The organism is Agarivorans sp. DSG3-1 (assembly GCF_046774965.1).
Classification (GTDB): Bacteria; Pseudomonadota; Gammaproteobacteria; order Enterobacterales; family Celerinatantimonadaceae; genus Agarivorans.
The window spans coordinates 3373135-3386888 of the sequence record NZ_CP177241.1; the positions used below are offsets into that span (position 1 = coordinate 3373135).

Annotated in this window: 13 protein-coding genes and 1 riboswitch; of the genes, 8 read left to right on the top strand and 5 right to left on the bottom strand. The window is 42.9% G+C overall.

The window, feature by feature from the left end; all coding sequences use genetic code 11:
• Positions 1–117: 117 nt before the first annotated feature.
• Positions 118–738 carry a LysE family translocator gene (locus tag ACLD71_RS15600; RefSeq protein WP_137672915.1) on the bottom strand — a complete coding sequence of 207 codons (621 nt, stop codon included), beginning with the start codon at positions 736–738 and terminating at the stop codon, positions 118–120.
• Between the two features lie 289 nt (positions 739–1027).
• Here ACLD71_RS15600 and ACLD71_RS15605 point away from each other — a divergent pair, with 289 nt between their 5' ends.
• The gene (locus ACLD71_RS15605; protein WP_137672914.1) at positions 1028–1510 is read left to right on the top strand and encodes an FKBP-type peptidyl-prolyl cis-trans isomerase; all 483 of its coding nucleotides are present in this window, start codon (positions 1028–1030) and stop codon (positions 1508–1510) included.
• A gap of 10 nt (positions 1511–1520) precedes the next feature.
• Here the strand turns inward: ACLD71_RS15605 and ACLD71_RS15610 are convergent, their stop codons facing one another.
• Complete coding sequence (locus tag ACLD71_RS15610; RefSeq protein WP_137672913.1) at positions 1521–3068, bottom strand: phospholipase D family protein; 1548 nt, start codon at positions 3066–3068, stop codon at positions 1521–1523.
• A gap of 177 nt (positions 3069–3245) precedes the next feature.
• Between ACLD71_RS15610 and ACLD71_RS15615 the strand changes: the two genes are divergently transcribed.
• Complete coding sequence (locus tag ACLD71_RS15615) at positions 3246–5381, top strand: YgiQ family radical SAM protein (RefSeq protein ID WP_137672912.1); 2136 nt, start codon at positions 3246–3248, stop codon at positions 5379–5381.
• A 41-nt stretch (positions 5382–5422) separates the two neighbouring features.
• On the opposite strand, the gene ACLD71_RS15620 is transcribed toward ACLD71_RS15615, so the two are convergent.
• Genes ACLD71_RS15620 through ACLD71_RS15630 form a run of 3 tightly spaced genes read right to left on the bottom strand, consistent with a single transcriptional unit; the run spans position 5423 to position 8001 of the window.
• On the bottom strand, positions 5423–5653 hold the full coding sequence (locus tag ACLD71_RS15620) for a hypothetical protein (RefSeq protein ID WP_137672911.1): 231 nt from the start codon (positions 5651–5653) through the stop codon (positions 5423–5425).
• 9 nt (positions 5654–5662) lie between these two features.
• Positions 5663–6298, bottom strand: coding sequence for a two-component system response regulator NarL (gene narL / locus ACLD71_RS15625; RefSeq protein ID WP_137672910.1), 636 nt, complete (start codon positions 6296–6298; stop codon positions 5663–5665).
• 14 nt (positions 6299–6312) lie between these two features.
• Positions 6313–8001, bottom strand: a complete 1689-nt coding sequence (locus ACLD71_RS15630; protein ID WP_137672909.1) for a type IV pili methyl-accepting chemotaxis transducer N-terminal domain-containing protein — start codon at positions 7999–8001, stop codon at positions 6313–6315.
• A gap of 100 nt (positions 8002–8101) precedes the next feature.
• A riboswitch (molybdenum cofactor riboswitch) is annotated at positions 8102–8242 on the top strand.
• Here ACLD71_RS15630 and moaA point away from each other — a divergent pair.
• From moaA to ACLD71_RS15660, 6 genes are all read left to right on the top strand, one after another.
• Positions 8231–9205: a GTP 3',8-cyclase MoaA gene (moaA, locus tag ACLD71_RS15635; RefSeq protein WP_137672908.1), complete on the top strand. Its 975-nt coding sequence runs from the start codon at positions 8231–8233 to the stop codon at positions 9203–9205. (Overlaps the previous riboswitch by 12 nt.)
• A 170-nt stretch (positions 9206–9375) precedes the next feature.
• Positions 9376–9864: a ferredoxin-type protein NapF gene (gene napF / locus ACLD71_RS15640; RefSeq protein ID WP_137672907.1), complete on the top strand. Its 489-nt coding sequence runs from the start codon at positions 9376–9378 to the stop codon at positions 9862–9864.
• Positions 9861–10127 (top strand): chaperone NapD, encoded by a 267-nt coding sequence (locus tag ACLD71_RS15645; RefSeq protein ID WP_137672906.1) that lies wholly within the window; start codon positions 9861–9863, stop codon positions 10125–10127. Before napF ends, ACLD71_RS15645 begins: the two co-directional genes overlap by 4 nt.
• Positions 10124–12613, top strand: coding sequence for a nitrate reductase catalytic subunit NapA (napA, locus tag ACLD71_RS15650; RefSeq protein WP_411991277.1), 2490 nt, complete (start codon positions 10124–10126; stop codon positions 12611–12613). The genes ACLD71_RS15645 and napA overlap by 4 nt, the downstream gene beginning before the upstream one ends.
• An 84-nt stretch (positions 12614–12697) precedes the next feature.
• Positions 12698–13147, top strand: coding sequence for a nitrate reductase cytochrome c-type subunit (locus ACLD71_RS15655; protein WP_137673112.1), 450 nt, complete (start codon positions 12698–12700; stop codon positions 13145–13147).
• A 27-nt stretch (positions 13148–13174) separates the two neighbouring features.
• The gene (locus ACLD71_RS15660) at positions 13175–13747 is read left to right on the top strand and encodes a NapC/NirT family cytochrome c (protein ID WP_137672904.1); all 573 of its coding nucleotides are present in this window, start codon (positions 13175–13177) and stop codon (positions 13745–13747) included.
• The last annotated feature ends 7 nt before the right edge of the window (positions 13748–13754 follow it).

The following is a 13754-nucleotide window of genomic DNA, read 5'->3' on the forward strand; positions in this document are numbered from 1 at the left end:
TGGCTTAATGCCTTTATTGATTATAGTCGCCCAGTGATTTTATTCATGTCTTGGCTGTCTGGTGGCAGGTCATTACTTTAAATAGTGGTGCAAAAAATAACTAACGAAGCTCCTTATTTAGCTAGATACAAGCCAAATGCCCACTCCAATCATTAATGTGCCAGATATTCGATTAAGTAATCGCACGTTGCCGCTTTTGTTTAAGAATAACCGTAAGGTTTTGCCACCGGTTGCATAAAGAGTCATACAAACAAACTCAGAAATTAGAATTATCCCCACTAATACACTAAGTTGCAGGGGAAGGGCTTTGTCCGCTTGGATAAAAGGCGGTAACAGTGAAATCATAAAGGCCCAACCTTTAGGATTCGCTATTGCTGTTACCAGCCCCTGTGTGGCTAATTGCCAAGGGCTAACTTGTGCTTGCTGTTCAATTTTTTCGGGTATGGCCATCTTTCCGCGAGAGCGCCACATTTGGATCCCTAAGTAACCAAGGTAGCTGCCGCCAACCCATTTTAGCAAGGTAAACACATCTGGGTAACGCAGCATAATTGCAGCAACACCAAGTACAGCTAGCACCGCAACTATGCCTACTCCTATCATTTCACCTAGCATCATCCAAAAGGTGCGGCGCAGCCCAATGGTCATGCCTAGGGTCATCGCAAGCGTCATACACATTCCGGGGGTAATAGAGACAAAGAAAAAGGTGGGAATGAAAATGAGAAGAATGGAGAAGTCCATAAAGATAAATAACCGTCTTAGAAAAAATGCGATTTTACACCCTAAATAGACTTACCGCATGATTTAAATCAGTGAGGCTTATTTCGTTGGAACATCTTTAAGTAAAAGATAATTCGAGAAACATTTACCCGTAGCAACACCCTTTTACCTATCCCATTAGTGAGTAGTTTTATCGAGTAAGTATCAAGGTTGCGGGACAATTTTTTGAAGCGTTGGCAATTTCCATAACGAAGCTTTAGAATTAGCCGTTTCGCGGCATAGCTGCAAATATTAACTAAAGGAATCTTTAATGATTATCGCAAAAGACGATGTTGCCATTTTCGAATACACAGTAACCGCGAACGGTGAACAACTAGATACGTCTGAAGGTAAAGAACCTTTAGCAATTATTGTTGGTCACGGCCAATTGGTACCTGGCTTAGAGCAAGCATTAATTGGTAAACAAACTGGCGATAAGTTTGACGCTGATATTGCCGCTGCAGATGGCTATGGCGAGCGCAATGACAACCTTGTTCAGGCTGTTCCACAATCAATGTTTGGCGATGTTGAAGTAGAAGTGGGTATGCAGTTTCGTGCAACTACTGATGAAGGTGAGCAATCAGTTATCATCATTGGTATGGAAGAAGACGAAGTGATTGTTGATGGTAATCACCCTCTAGCGGGTATTGATTTAGCCTTTAGCATTGAAGTAACCGAAGTGCGTAAAGCCACTGAAGAAGAATTAGCTCACGGTCACGTTCATGCGGCTGGCGGCTGTGGTCACCAGCACTAATAGCGCTTACTTATAGTTGGTCTTCTAAGGGTAGTAGGCCAACTATCCAAGCTTGAAACTTTCTCCAGGCACTTGCCTTAGGTTCCTTGTTGTAGCGTAGCTCTTCTTGTTCTCTTCTTTTTTCTATCCATTCTAAGTCTTGCTGTTGATCTAAAGCTAACAAATAACTCTTGTAGGGCAGTTCTTCATGTACCGAATGATGAATCAACTCGGCTAAGTTAGGACAGGTGAGTAGTAAGCCCATTTCTGTATTTAAGTTTATAGAGCGCGGATCCCAATTGAACGAACCAATAAACAGTTTCTCTTCATCAATAATAAACATTTTGCTATGCAGGCTTGCTCGAGAAGCGCCTTTTCCAAAGAACGCGAGGCGTTCTTTTTGTTTAGCGTCGGGTTTTACTTCATAAAGAAACACGTTTCCTTCGACCAGACGTTTACGGTACTTTTTATAACCCGAATGAACCGCTGCAACATCGGTAGCGGCTAAAGAGTTGGTGATTACACTCACATCTATGCCTTTGTTGGCGAGGGCTAATAAACCTTCGGTACCTTCTTCTCCTGGCACAAAGTACGGAGAGCTGAGCATAATGCTTTGTTCTGCCTTGCTTAAGGCTACTCCCAAGTTGCTCGAAACGTCTGAAGGGTAGGCCGGGTCTTTATCCGGATGGTCAACCAGTAAGCGTCCATCACACCAATAAAGGTGATCTCTAAAATCTTGGTTAACCAGCAATTGTTGGTAACGCTGATGGGCAACGATGAAAGACTTCACGCTATTTTTAAATATCTGTTGTTCTAGGCGTCGATATTGCTTTTGCTGATCTATATCGTGTGGATTTAGTGCCTCAATCGGGTAAGCTCTGAAACCGTTCCAGTAAAAATCAAATGCTTGGCTTACTTCTTTTACCACTGGGCCCAGTGCAATGGCATCTAAATCTGCAAACTCTAATTCCGCTTTAGCACTAAAATATTCATCACCGATGTTTCTGCCACCAACCACCGTAATTACTCCGTCTATGGTGAGTGACTTATTGTGCATTCGGCTGTTTAAGCGATTAAAGTCGCCGACCATATTGGTGCCTCGAAAGGTACGGTCGTAAAATGGATTAAATATCCGGACTTCTATATTGTGATGCAGTGATAAAGCTTTAAGTACGTCATCGTAGTTAGAGGTATTAATGTCGTCGATAAGTAGCCTTACACGCACCCCGCGATCAGCTGCCTTCAGTAAATTTCCTAAGAAAATAGCACCGGTCATGTCTTCTTTAATCATGTAGTACTGAGCATCAATACTTTGCTCTGCTTGCTCGATTAGAGCGATACGAGCAGCAAAGGCGCTAATACCGTCTGCGAGTATCGCTATCCCAGTTTTACCAGGCTGATACTGCGTAATATGATCAATTTTTAACTGGTTAATAGAATCCTGTGGGAGCGTTAAGGTGTAACTCGCTTGCTTATGTTGCTCAATCAATTCGTTGCTAGGGCGCTGCGCGCAGGCCAATAAGACTTGAGAGGCAAATAGAATAACAACAATACGTTTAACCTGAATGAGCAAATCCATTTGACTAACTGTCTACCTAAGCAACTAAATATTATGAGAAATTTTAGACTAAATCCAATCACCTAGCTAGCTGTAACGTAGCTAAGACAGGCCAATTTGTTAACTCTGTGTTAATCCGTTTCCTACTCACTCGTATTACGTATATAATGCCGCGCTTACTTTTTTGAGACTTTGTATATGCACACAGCTGAAACCCTGTTTAAACCTGAAACTTGTGTAAACCGTCAGCGAGCCGCTGCGCCGTTTTTGCCGATGTCTCGTAAAGAGATGAAAGCCTTAGGTTGGGACAGTTGTGACATTATCTTAGTGACTGGCGATGCCTATGTGGATCACCCTAGTTTTGGTATGGCGGTTATTGGCCGAATGCTTGAAGCTAAGGGGTTTAGAGTGGGTATCATTGCTCAGCCCGAGTGGACCAGTAAAGACGCGTTTATGACGCTTGGTAAGCCTAATTTATTTTTTGGCGTAACAGCTGGCAACATGGACTCGATGATCAACCGCTATACGGCTGATCGCAAATTGCGCCATGATGATGCATATACACCAAATGATGAAGGTGGAAAGCGGCCAGATCGCGCAGTGATTGTGTATTCTCAGCGCTGTAAAGAAGCGTATAAAGATGTACCCGTTGTTTTGGGTGGTATTGAAGCTAGCTTGCGCCGGATTGCCCACTATGATTACTGGTCAGACAAAGTTCGCCGTTCAGTATTGTTTGATGCAAAAGCAGAATTACTTATCTATGGAAACGCTGAACGTCCGCTAGTGGAAGTGGCTTATCGTTTAAGCCAAGGTGAGGACATTGCTGATCTTTATGATGTGCGTGGTACGGCCATTATTCGTAAAGAAGCGCTACCTGGATGGAGCGGATTAGATTCAAGTCACCTCGATAAACCAGGAAAAATCGATCCTATTCCTAGCCCTTATGCCGAAATTGAGGAAACTTGCTCAAGCAAGGAGGACGCTCCGGTAGAATCAGATCCACAGCAAGCCAAACCAATTGTTGTGCAAATGGAGAAAAAGCGTCCTTGGGAAAATGTATATATTAATTTGCCTGCTTACGAACAGGTAAAAGTTAACCAAGTGCTTTACGCGCATGCTTCTCGTATTTTCCACCTTGAGACAAACCCTGGGTGTGCGCGAGCATTAGCTCAGCGCCACGGTGATCGTTATATATGGCTTAACCCTCCTGCGTTACCATTAAGTACCGAAGATATGGATGGCGTGTTTGGTTTACCTTATCAACGTATTCCGCATCCTAGTTACGGTAAAGCGAAAATCCCGGCTTATGACATGATTAAGTTCTCAATCAATATCATGCGTGGTTGTTACGGGGGCTGTACATTCTGTTCTATCACTGAGCACGAAGGGCGAATTATTCAAAGTCGTTCAGAAGATTCTATTATCAATGAGATCGAGCAGATCAGAGATCAAGTGCCTGGATTCACGGGTATTATTTCTGATTTAGGTGGTCCTACCGCGAATATGTATCGCTTAAATTGTAAAAGCCCGAAAGCCGAAGAAACCTGCCGCCGTTTATCCTGTGTTTACCCAACTATTTGTCATCATATGGATACTGACCATACGCCGACTATTGATTTGTATCGCAGAGCGCGAAAGGTGGAAGGCATCAAAAAGATCTTGATTGCTTCTGGTGTTCGCTACGATTTAGCCATTGAAGACCCGCGTTATATTAAAGAGCTAGCGCTACACCATGTCGGCGGGTATTTAAAGATTGCCCCAGAACATACCGAAGAGGGTCCATTGTCTAAGATGATGAAGCCGGGCATGGGGACTTACCACAAGTTTAAAGAACTATTCGACAAATACTCTAAAGAAGCGGGTAAGAAACAGTATCTGATTCCTTATTTCATCTCTGCGCATCCAGGGACCAAAGATGAAGATATGGTGACCTTGGCGCTGTGGCTTAAAAAGAATAAATTCCGCTTAGACCAAGTGCAAAACTTCTATCCATCGCCATTGGCTAACGCAACAACTATGTATCACACCGAGCGTAATCCGTTACATAAGGTGAGCCATACTAGTGAAAAAGTGTCGGTAGCGAAGAAGGGGCGTCAGCGTCGCTTGCATAAAGCTTTGCTACGTTATCATGATGAGAAGAACTGGCCGTTAATTCGTGAAGGCTTAACGAATATGGGCTTAACGAAATTAATTGGTAATGGCTTGCATCATTTGGTGCCAGCCGACAACCGAAGAGGTGGTCGCGGTGCGGCGAACCGTGGTTATAAAGGTGCCAAAAACAGTAATTTTGCTGCGACACGGTTTACCAACAAACAGTTTAAGCAAAAACGATAACGTAAAAAAAGCGGCTTGTTAGCCGCTTTTTTATTGCTTGTTTATAACCAATGCCTTAGCAAATCTAACAACACGGTTAATACTAGTAAATAAACTGACCTACGTATTAGCAGGTACTCATTAGGGCTTAAATCGTTTACTGGTTTAAAGAAAATCCGCAAAGGATTAAACCAATCGTTATGTTGTCTAGCATGCCCCCACATCGCTTTGCTAACAAAGCTAAGCGCTAAAAGTATACATAGCGCTTCTGCAACCAAGACCAGATTATTCATGGTTAAAGCTTAGGCCATATGCTCTAAGTACATGACCGTAAGTTCTACTCGAGACTTGGCGTTTAACTTACGCAATAGGCTTTTAACATGAACCTTCACAGTGCCTTCTGTGATTTTTAAACTAGAGGCTACTTCGCGATTACTAGCACCTTTAGCGATTTCATTCAGCGTTTGTAACTCACGTTTGGTTACCGTGGCTAACTTCTCAGCAAACTCATCATTTTCGTGTAGGCAGTTTAGGTAAGGCAATAGCTCTTCGCTTAATACTTGTTTACCTGCAGCGGCTTGTTTGAGTTGTTCGTGTAATTGCTCAGGCTCCATATCTTTTAACAAGTAACCATCTGCGCCAGCGTTAATGAGCTTGATTACGTCTTGTTTAGAGTCAGAAACTGTAAGAATAATGATGGTTGAAGAGACCTGTTTTTCTCGTAACAGTTTTAAGGTATCTAAACCCGACAAACCCTTCATATTAAGATCTAGTAATACAACATCGGGTTCTAATTCGGTGCAGAGTTCTACTGCTTGTGCGCCACTGCCTGCTTCTGCAACTACGTTAAAATCTGGCTCTATGCTTAAAAACTGCACGATACCTTTTCGCATTAACGGGTGGTCGTCTACAACAATAATGTTGATTGGGTCGCTCATAGCTTAAAGAATCCTTAATTACTCTTTGTAGGGAAGGTTAGTTTTACCGATACGCCACCAGTTAAAGACTGCTCGAAACGTATTTCGCCATCTAAACGTTGCGCACGTTCTTGCATAATCTGTAAGCCGTAATGATCGTTAACCTGTTTTAATTTATTGCCTTGCAATCCATTGTCTGCAATCTCAACCGATATTTGCTCTGGTTCGCCAATACATGTTACCGAAATTTTATCACAGTCAGCATGTTTTAAAGCGTTTATGATCGCTTCTCTCACAATTTGAATAATGTGAATTTGCTTGTCGGCTTCCACCATATCGTTGGAAATGTCTGTATTTAACTCAATAGTTTGTTGGTGCTGAGTATTAAGCTCTTCTATTAATACTTGTAAAGAATCTACCAGCAAAGCGTTTTTAATGGTTAACCTAAAGGTAGATAGCAGCTCACGCAGTTGTATATAGGCTGAGCTTAAAACACTTTGTATCTCGTTACTTATCTCTAAGCTTTTAGCAACGTCTGTGGGTGACTGCTTTAGTTGCCGTTGTAACAAGCTGTTTTGAATTTTCAGGTAAGAGAGGCTTTGAGCTAAAGAGTCATGTAGCTCGCGTGCAATGGTGGCGCGTTCTTCCATGAGTAACAGTTTTTGCTTTTGCAATAAGCTTTGTTCAAAGCGCAGTACTTTGGTTACGGTGCGGCAATAGCTGGTCACAATCGCCGCTCTATCTTCAGGAATAGCAGGGAGCAGCAAAGAGCCGTATTGTTCTTGGTTAAGCTCTAGCGGAATGGGGGTTGCAAATTCACTTATTTCGGGCTCAATGTCTATCGCAATATCCAGCTTCTCGATATAAAGTTTTGCGCCTTTTATGCCGAGAGTATCGCACAGTAATTCTAAGGATTGGGTGAGGTGTTGTTGATTCAAATTGTTATTAAATAGAGTTTGTTCAAGATTGTATAAAAAATTGAGGTCGCGGTTGGCGCGACGTAATTCCTTGGTCTTATCTTTTACTTGGTTCTCTAGGTTTTGATATGAGCGCTCTAAGTCTTGCGACATAGATACAATAGCTTTGGCCAAAGTTTCCATTTCAATGCTGGCGTAAATGGTGGAAATTGATATTTTGAAATCGCCGTTTTGAACTTGTTTTGCGGCCTCAACCAAACGGTAAATTGGCCGAGAGATATTACGTTGCATATACCACAAAGTATAAACTGCAATCATGGTGATGATGGCAAAAGCGATAAGTTGAAGCAGGGTTAATTGGAATACTTTTGCTTCAGAACCATATTGAGTATGTGCAACAAAATCGTCGATTAGGTCGACAAAACCCACAATTTGTTTGTCAAAACTAGCGATATCTTTATTTTTAACAAATGGTTTTAACTGCTCCCAACGGTGTTTTACTTTCTGATAACGCTGATTAATAGTGTCGTCTTGCTGGGCTACTTTCATCAAGGCAGGGCTAGACAGGGATTTCTCAAATTGGTCGATTTTCCTAGGAAGTGCAGTGTCATAAACATTTAGCGCGTGCGCCATTCGGTAGCTTTGCATGCGTAAAGAACCAGCAACATTTATAGCTTCTGCATCATTTAAGCTATTCACCAAAGTAGTCAAGGAGCTAATAGCGACCAAGGCGAATAAAAACATCATTAAACTTAAAAGGCGAATAACAGCGGTGCCAATGGAGCGTTTGCCAAAAAAACGTTTCAAGCGGAAATCCTTGTATTTACGAAAGTTTTAATACAATCAAATTGCCATCAAATTGTAACTCTTTAAGAAAGCACTTAACAAATGTTGTTTTGTTGCATAACATTAAAAGCATCACCGAAGTCTAAAACGACCTACGTCACAATGATATGGCGTTTAGACCCTTAGCATTAGACTAAGCAGGGTAGAGTTCAGAAATGGCTTTGCCTCCCGCATTTGGAAAGGTTGATTTATGTTATCGGATTCATTTTCCCGAAAATTTTTCTATTTGCGTCTGTCACTGACCGACGTCTGTAATTTTAAGTGTAACTATTGCTTGCCCGATGGTTACCACTGCGACACTCCTCATACCAACCTTAGTTTGTCTGAAATAGAGCAGTTAGCCACGTGTTTCTCTCGGTTAGGTACTAACAAAATCCGCCTTACTGGTGGCGAACCCAGTCTGCGCAAAGATCTTGTAGACGTAATGAACATTTGCTCGAACACCACGGGCATAAAGCAGCTAGCCATGACCACCAACGGCTTTAAGTTAGCAACACATGCAAAACGTTGGAAAGAGGCAGGTTTAACTCACGTTAATGTGAGTGTAGATAGCCTAGACCCACGCCAGTTTGAGTTAATAACCGGCACCAAAACATTTGAAAAAGTGATGGCCGGAGTTGATGAAGCTTTGGCGCAAGACTTTACTGCAGTGAAGTTAAATGCGGTTCTGATCAAGCATATGGCTAAGCAAAATTTTCGTAAGTATCTTGATTGGATTAAAGACCGCCCAGTTGAAGTTCGTTTTATCGAGTTGATGCAAATGGGTGATCACCCTGAGTACTTCGATAAACATCATATTGCAGGCGATGGTTTTAAACAGCTCCTGTTAAATGAAGGCTGGGAGCAACAAATAAGTGCACACAATGCAGGCCCCGCTCAGGTTTTTCATCACTCTGATTATGCCGGCAAAATAGGTTTAATCATGCCTTATTCAAAAGACTTTTGTGCAAGCTGCAATCGTTTACGTGTTTCTTCACAAGGTAAATTACATTTATGCCTATTTGGAGAAGAGGGCGTAGACTTGCGAGATTTGTTGCAAGACCCTATTCAGCAAGCTCAACTTAGCCAACGAATTGAAACCGCTCTTCAGACTAAAAAAGTCAGCCATTTCCTTCACGACGGTAATACCGGCGCTACTCCTCACCTCGCTTCTATAGGCGGATAAGTTTTAGTGCGTGATGCAAATCACGCACTATACTTGATCTAAATCAATCATTTGGACAAACACCTCTTTCGAGGTATGTTTTTGAATGTTAATAGAAATTACGCTTAACCCTAAGAAACCTAGGGTGGTTTTACCAGTTTGGCTAAAGCCTGATTTCGTAAGGAAAATTGATGTCTGTAGACCTGTCTAAACGTCGTATGTTTAGTCCCAGCGATACGATTCGCAGTAAGCAACATCACTCATTACCTTGGCTAAAACAATCAATCGAAGATGGTTGTAGCCAGTGTGGTGAATGCATCAAAGCGTGCCCCGAGCAGATTATTGTTAAAGGCAGTGGTGGTTTTCCGGTGGTTGATTTCACTAAAGGTGAATGCACATTTTGTTACCAATGTGCTGCAGCTTGCCCAGAATCTTTGTTTCACCCTCAGCAGCAATCTGCTTGGTCTAATTCAGTTAACGTTAACGATTCTAAGTGTTTGGCTCAAAACGGCGTTTATTGCCGTAGTTGCAGTGATACTTGTGAACAACGAGCGATAACAATTAAACCTTTATTGGCAGGTAAAGCAGAGGTCAACGTAGACTCGGAGCATTGTAATAGTTGCGGTGCTTGTATCTCAGTATGTCCAAGCCAAGCTATTGAAATAAAGGAAGTTGGATGAACGAAGAGTACCATATTAGTAGCGCAGTGGTGATGTGTAATCCTGACCGTATCACTGAAGTTATTGACCAAATCAGCGGACTTTCTGGTTTAGAAGTTCACGGTTTTAACCCAGAAGGGAAAATTGTGATCTCTATTGAAAGTGAAATGCGAAACAACATCGTAAATACCCTAGAAGATATAGGAAAGTTGGAAGCAGTGCTAAGCAGCAATTTAGTATTCCACCAATTTGAACCAGCTAATGCTAATGAGGAAGTATCATGAAATGGACTCGCCGACAGTTTGTTAAAGCGAATGCAGTAAGTGCCGCAGCCACCGTTGCCGGTATTAGTTTACCTGCAAGTGCCACCAACCTAATTACTTCTTCAGAAGATACAAAGGTTACCTGGGATAAAGCCCCTTGTCGTTTTTGTGGTACGGGTTGTAGCGTATTAGTAGGCTCTCAAAATGGTAAAGTAGTGGCAACCCAAGGTGACCCTGAGTCGCCGGTAAATAAGGGTTTAAACTGTATCAAGGGCTACTTCCTTTCTAAGATCATGTACGGTAAAGACCGATTAACCACGCCATTGCTGCGTATGACCGATGGAAAATTTGATAAAAATGGCGAGTTTGCTCCTATCACTTGGGATCAAGCCTTCGACATTATGGCTGAAAAGTGGAAAAAAGCCTTGGCCGACAAAGGCCCTACTTCAGTAGGTATGTTTGGTTCAGGCCAATGGACCGTTTGGGAAGGGTACGCTGCAGCCAAATTACATAAAGCGGGCTTTCTAACCAATAACCTAGATCCAAATGCGCGCCACTGTATGGCTTCTGCGGTAGGTGGCTTTATGCGTACCTTTGGCATAGATGAACCAATGGGCTGTTATGACGATCTAGAAGCCGCTGATTCGTTTGTGCTTTGGGGCTCAAACATGGCGGAGATGCACCCAATTTTGTGGTCGCGCTTAACCGACCGTCGTTTGTCTGCACCGCACGTTAAAGTGCATGTGTTATCTACCTTTGAACACCGTAGCTTTGAATTAGCCGACAACGGAATGGTATTTACACCACAAACCGATTTGGCCATTCTTAACTACATTGCTCACTATATTATTGAAAATGATAAAGTGAACTGGGATTTTGTTAATAAGCATACTCACTTTAAACGTGGTGAAACCGATATTGGTTATGGCTTACGCCCAGAGCATCCTCTTCAAAAAGCTGCTGCACATCCAGACTCCGGTAAAATGACCGATATGAGCTTCGATGAATATCGCGAGTTCTTAAAAGATTACAATCTAGACGCCGTGGCTAAATTGTCTGGTGTTCCTGCAGAAAAACTTGAAGCTTTAGCCAAAGATTACGCTGATCCTAATGTTAAAGTAACTTCGTTCTGGACCATGGGCTTTAACCAACACACGCGTGGTGTATGGGCGAATAACTCTTGTTACAACATTCACTTATTGACCGGTAAAATTTCAGAGCCAGGTAACAGCCCGTTCTCGTTAACTGGTCAACCGTCGGCGTGTGGTACTGCGCGTGAAGTGGGTACCTTCTCACATCGCTTACCAGCAGATATGGTGGTGGCTAATCCTAAACACCGTAAAATTTCTGAAGATATTTGGCAGCTACCTGAAGGTGCAATTCCGCCAAAACCGGGTTACCACGCAGTACTTCAAAACCGTATGTTGAAAGACGGTAAGCTAAATGCCTACTGGGTAATGTGTAACAACAATATGCAGGCCGCGCCTAACATTAATGAAGAAGGCTTACCGGGTTACCGTAACCCAGAAAACTTTATTGTGGTGTCAGACCCATATCCAACCGTTACTGCACAAGCCGCTGATCTTATTTTGCCTACTGCAATGTGGGTGGAAAAAGAAGGCGCCTATGGTAACGCTGAGCGTCGCACCCAGTTTTGGCATCAACAGGTTTCACCACCGGGTGACGCAAAGTCAGATTTATGGCAAATGGTTGAGTTTTCTAAGCGCTTCGCTGTTGAAGAAGTTTGGCCAGCTGAGTTGATTGCTAAGAAACCAGAATATAAAGGTAAAACTTTATACGACATTCTTTATGCAAACGGTGAGGTTGACAAATTTCCGGTTGAGCAGGTTGATGCGAAACTAAATGATGAAGCTAAAGATTTTGGATTTTATCTGCAAAAAGGCTTATTTGAAGAATACGCCAAGTTTGGCCGCGACCATGGTCACGACTTAGCCCCATTTGATACTTACCACGAAGTGCGAGGTTTACGTTGGCCGGTTGTTAATGGTGAAGAAACCCGCTGGCGTTTCCGTGAAGGGTCAGATCCTTATGTTAAAGCAGGAGAGGGTGTTAACTTCTATGGTAAACCAGATGGCAAAGCCTTCATTATTGCTACGCCTTTTGAGCCTGCGGCAGAGTCTCCAGATGAAGAATACGACATGTGGTTAAGTACCGGTCGAGTACTAGAGCACTGGCACTCAGGTTCTATGACGCGTCGCGTACCAGAATTGTATCGCGCATTCCCCGATGCCGTATTGTTTATTCACCCAGAAGATGCCAAACAGCGCGGCTTCAAACGTGGTGATGAAGTGCTGATTCAATCTCGCCGTGGTGAAGTTAAATCGCGAATTGAAACTCGTGGCCGTAACCGTCCACCAAAAGGCTTAGTATTTATGCCTTGGTTCGACGCCAAGCAGCTAACCAACAAGCTCACCCTTGATGCAACGGATCCTTTATCAAAAGAGACCGACTTTAAGAAGTGTGCGGTTAAGTTAGTTAAGGTTTAAGTTAATGAAAAAGCACTGTAAGTCCCTCGCTTTCAGTGCTTCGCTAACAATATTTGCCAAGGTGGCGGAGAGAGTATTATGAAAATGCGAGTTTTATTATCAGGCTTTATAACCAGCCTTTTACTATGCGGAGCGGTTGTCGCTAACGATTACATTAGTAATGGTGGTGTAGATTCATTGCGCGGCGATACTGAGCTAAACACTCAAACTCAGGCTGCAGGTTTAAAATCTGTAGTAGAGCAAGACAAACCCTATGATAGCGATTATGTGTTTCAACCACCGTTGATCCCACACCAAATTCGCCATTATGAGATGAGTTTAAATGCGAATAAATGTTTGTCATGCCATAGCTGGAAAAACGCTCGCGAAAGCGGAGCGACTAAAATCAGCGTGACACACTATGAAGCGCGAGACGGCCAAGTACTGGCGGATGTGTCTCCACGTCGTTACTTCTGTTTACAATGCCACGTGCCTCAAAACGAAGCGGCTCCGTTGATTGAAAATGATTATGAACGTGTTGAATCGTTACGCTAAACACTAGGTTTAACCAGAGGCTAAATTATGAAGTTACTAAAAGCATTTTGGCGGAAACTAAGCACTCCCAGCAAGGCCGCTGTGGGTGTAGTGTTAGCGCTAGGCTTTACTGGTGGTATCTTATTCTGGGGTGCGTTTAACACCGGAATGGAAGCCACCAATACCGAGGCATTTTGTTCCGGATGTCATGCGCCAATTGTGGCTGAAATCCAGGAGACGATTCACTATTCAAACCGTTCAGGGGTGCGAGCAATTTGCTCAGATTGTCACGTACCGCATAATTGGACTGACAAAATAGTGCGTAAAGTTCAAGCCAGTAAAGAGCTTATTGCATTTGCGATGGGTACCATTAGTACTCAAGAGAAATTTGAAGCGCGTCGTAAACACTTAGCTGAGCGAGAGTGGCATCGTATGAGCCAAAATGACTCTCAAGAATGTAGAAATTGTCATGAATTTGATTTCATGGATTTCTCAGAGCAGCGTCCACGCAGTGTCGCTCAACACTCTGATGCATTGGCAAGTGGCGAAAAAACTTGTGTTGATTGTCACAAGGGTATCGCTCACCGCTTACCGGATATGAGCGGCGTTGAAGGCTGGTAATAATTAA

Excerpts from the sequence above, each read along its gene's own strand:
- ACLD71_RS15600 (WP_137672915.1), bottom strand. The coding sequence starts at position 738 with ATGGACTTCTCCATTCTTCTCATTTTCATTCCCACCTTTTTCTTTGTC.
- ACLD71_RS15605 (WP_137672914.1), top strand. The coding sequence starts at position 1,028 with ATGATTATCGCAAAAGACGATGTTGCCATTTTCGAATACACAGTAACC.
- ACLD71_RS15610 (WP_137672913.1), bottom strand. The coding sequence starts at position 3,068 with ATGGATTTGCTCATTCAGGTTAAACGTATTGTTGTTATTCTATTTGCC.
- ACLD71_RS15615 (WP_137672912.1), top strand. The coding sequence starts at position 3,246 with ATGCACACAGCTGAAACCCTGTTTAAACCTGAAACTTGTGTAAACCGT.
- ACLD71_RS15620 (WP_137672911.1), bottom strand. The coding sequence starts at position 5,653 with ATGAATAATCTGGTCTTGGTTGCAGAAGCGCTATGTATACTTTTAGCG.
- narL (WP_137672910.1), bottom strand. The coding sequence starts at position 6,298 with ATGAGCGACCCAATCAACATTATTGTTGTAGACGACCACCCGTTAATG.
- moaA (WP_137672908.1), top strand. The coding sequence starts at position 8,231 with ATGTTATCGGATTCATTTTCCCGAAAATTTTTCTATTTGCGTCTGTCA.
- napF (WP_137672907.1), top strand. The coding sequence starts at position 9,376 with ATGTCTGTAGACCTGTCTAAACGTCGTATGTTTAGTCCCAGCGATACG.
- ACLD71_RS15645 (WP_137672906.1), top strand. The coding sequence starts at position 9,861 with ATGAACGAAGAGTACCATATTAGTAGCGCAGTGGTGATGTGTAATCCT.
- napA (WP_411991277.1), top strand. The coding sequence starts at position 10,124 with ATGAAATGGACTCGCCGACAGTTTGTTAAAGCGAATGCAGTAAGTGCC.
- ACLD71_RS15655 (WP_137673112.1), top strand. The coding sequence starts at position 12,698 with ATGCGAGTTTTATTATCAGGCTTTATAACCAGCCTTTTACTATGCGGA.
- ACLD71_RS15660 (WP_137672904.1), top strand. The coding sequence starts at position 13,175 with ATGAAGTTACTAAAAGCATTTTGGCGGAAACTAAGCACTCCCAGCAAG.